The sequence below is a fragment of the Pseudomonas sp. S12(2018) genome, assembly GCF_024355235.1.
GTDB lineage: Bacteria > Pseudomonadota > Gammaproteobacteria > Pseudomonadales > Pseudomonadaceae > Aquipseudomonas > Aquipseudomonas palmensis.
Window position 1 is genome coordinate 114,854 of the sequence record NZ_QLAD01000012.1, and the last position, 3,053, is coordinate 117,906.

3 protein-coding genes are annotated in these 3,053 nt (G+C 60.7%); all 3 read left to right on the forward strand.

The genetic code is table 11. From position 1 onward, the window contains the following. Window positions 1-505: hypothetical protein (locus tag DN388_RS24045; protein ID WP_255002491.1), on the forward strand; the 505-nt coding region annotated here is incomplete at its 5' end. Window positions 506-643: 138 nt separating this feature from the next. Then, window positions 644-823: a hypothetical protein gene (locus DN388_RS24050; protein WP_043860514.1), complete on the forward strand. Its 180-nt coding sequence runs from the start codon at window positions 644-646 to the stop codon at window positions 821-823. Between the two features lie 116 nt (window positions 824-939). Further along, the coding region (locus DN388_RS24055) for a DUF6531 domain-containing protein (protein WP_255002495.1) at window positions 940-3,053 on the forward strand (2,114 nt) is incomplete at its 3' end.

Consider the following 3,053-nt stretch of genomic DNA (forward strand, 5'->3'; position numbering starts at 1 on the left):
CTATCTAGGAACACAAAGCCGCGTGGCTATCCTGGGAGCATCGATCATGAGTGCAAAAATCTCCAGCGCAACATCCTACAGCGTACAACTCCAAAACGAAATGGAGGGTAAAATCAATTATTTTCACTACCAAAAATTCAACGACCCCACCACGGGTACAAAATCCCCATTGAATTCGCCCCAAACCATTTATGACTTCGTTCTCTACCCCGGCGGAAGGTTTATAGCGACGACCGCCGATTCCTTAACTGCGCCACCTGAAGATCCAAAAAATCTTCTATTCAAATTGACAAATAATTCAGATTTTGACTTCTGTCTGATTGAGCTGAATTCTACCGACGCTTCCATTAAGAAATGGCTCAACTCAGACAATCCTACGGAGCAACCCGTCTACAAGGCAAAGTATAGACAGAGGCCAGTGTTGTCCAAACAGTCTGTGACGTTGGACTTCCCCAATGGAGGCCACTGGTATGTGGGCGAGATGCCAGATCGGAAACGCACATAGCCGCGCAATGGGGAGCTTGGCTTTGTAGAAAACTGAAGTGACGATAAATGCAGCGCTCGAGCTGTCAGCACCTGCCACATAAGTTCCAAACATTGGAGGTAGGCAACGCAAGTCAATGGGAAGTAGGTGACGTGCTGGATGGGGCGCTCTAGGCACTGTACGAAAAGTACTGTCTTAACTGTCGCCAGCACGTTCACCCGGGCCCCTGGCGTCAACCTGGGCTACATCGGCGGTCGCGCCGAGCAGGTGGTGTTCGTGCGCGGCTTCGACCGCCTGCCGGTGCCGGTGTATATCCGCGGCATCTACATCGTTATGTGACACATCCCACACAACTCCAGGAAGTTTCTCCATATCTGAGAATTCCTTGCCCTCGTACCCTTTGCCTTCATGGACCACCCAGGGCGCTTCGCCCCTGCCTAGGAAGGCTATTCCCGATGTCTGCTTCCCCCACAGCGTCCGCGCCCAGCGAGCGTGAGATCCAGATTGCGATTGCCCCACTCGAAACCCTGCTCAGTGAAGACCTCGGCGCTGCCGCCGCCTCTGTCGACCACTGGCTGCGCGAGATCACCTACGGCCTCGTGAACCTGCAACTGCTGCGCCAGGCCGGCGAAAATGTGCCGGTGCTCTGTAATGCCCTGGCCGGTGTGGATGTACTGATCGACATCCTCACGCTGCTGGAAAGCCCGTCCCCCGACCCGCTCGACTGGGTCAGCCTGGGCATCAACCTGATCGGCGTAGTGCCGTTTCCCCCAGGCCTGGCCAAGGCGCGCATGGTGCTGCGCCCGGTGCTGCAATTGACCCGCCAGACCCTGCGCCGTCGCCCGGGGGCGAACATCGGCGCGGTGATCCTGGAGATCATCGACGGCCACCTGCATGCCAACATCCGCGGCGCCCTGGAACACTACGTACGCGAGGCGCTGGCCCAGTTGCCGGCCATGCTCGGTGAGGCCGCCGACACCGCGCGCCTGTTGTTCACCACGCTGGCCAGGACCATAGAAGCCGCTGCCCGGGGCCAACTCGACGCCGCAGCCAGCCACCAGTTGTCACGCACCCAGATGACCCAGGCGGCGCTGTACGACTCGCTGCTGAGCACTGACGCCTGGCGCCTGGCGCTGTCGGCCTTGGCCAATGCCTCCGAGGGCAACCTCAAGGCGGCCTACAACCATGTCGCCAGCCACTTCGGTGAGGCGCTGGAAAGCCTGCTGCGCCCGCTGGTGCACACACTCGACGGGTTGGCTGCGTCGGTGCCGGATCGCCTCGAAGCCCTGGGCGCCCCTGGCATGCAAAACAGCATTGCCTGGCTGCTGAGCCGCCTGCTGGAAACCGTACTGGCACACCCCGCCAGGCGCGGCGTTGCCACCAGCATTCGCCCCGGGGTCACCCAGCAGGCGCGGCACATGCACAGTGAAGGCCCGACCGAGGTGGTCAGCCGCCAGGTCAGGGCCAAAAAGGCCCCCAATACCGACAAGAATGGTATCTGTCCCTGTACCGGCCACAGCATCGGCCATGTGCTCGGCGACGAGACCGTCGTTCATCAGGACTTCGCGTTGTCCGGCCCGTTCCCGGTGGATTGGGCCCGGGTCTACAACTCGCGGCTCGACGCGCTGGATAGCGGCACCATAGGCGCACGCTGGATCACCGAGTTCACCACCTGCATCGATGTGGTCGACAAGGGGCTGGTGCTGCATGACAGCGATGGACGCAGCCACGACTTCCCGTGGCTCGAGGTCGACACCTGGCACCACGACCCCATCGAATACCTGACCCTCAAGCGCACCAGTGCACATCAGCTGACCCTGGTGCGGGGCCAGGAGCGGTTCGAAACCTATGCCCAGGTCGGCGAGCGCTTTTACCTGACCCACATTCGCCTGCGCAGCGGTGCCGGTGCCATGCTGCATTACGAGCATCGCCACAACGGCCAGCCGGTGCTGTCCGATATCAACACCTACCAGGACGACAACCCGAGCAAGTTGCACCTGCAACTGGGCACCCTGCTGAATGAGCAGGGGCATATCCAGGGCGTGTGGCAGGTGGTCGATGGCAAGCCGCTGCGCCAACTGTGCGCCTATCACTACGACGGCGCGGGTGACCTGGTAGCGGCTCAGGATGAAAACGGTGCCGCCTGGCACTATGAGTATCAGCATCATCTGATCACCCGTTACACCGACCGCACCGGCCGTGGCCTCAACCTCGAGTGGGATGGCACAGGCCCGCACGCCAAGGCGATTCATGAATGGGCGGATGACGGCAGCTTCGAGACCCGTCTGGCGTGGGACCCGAACATCCGCCTGACCTACGTCACCGACGCCCACGGCCAGGAAACCTGGTACTACTACGACGCCCTTGGCTATACCTACCGCGTCGTACATCCCGATGGCCGCGAGCAATGGCTGTTCCGTGATGCACGCAAGAACATCATCCGCCACGTGCACCCCGACGGTAGCCAGGACCGCTACAGCTTTGATGAGCGCAGCAACCTGCTGCAGCACATCCGTCCCGACCACAGCACGCTGCATTACGCCTACGACGACCATGACCAGCTGATTAA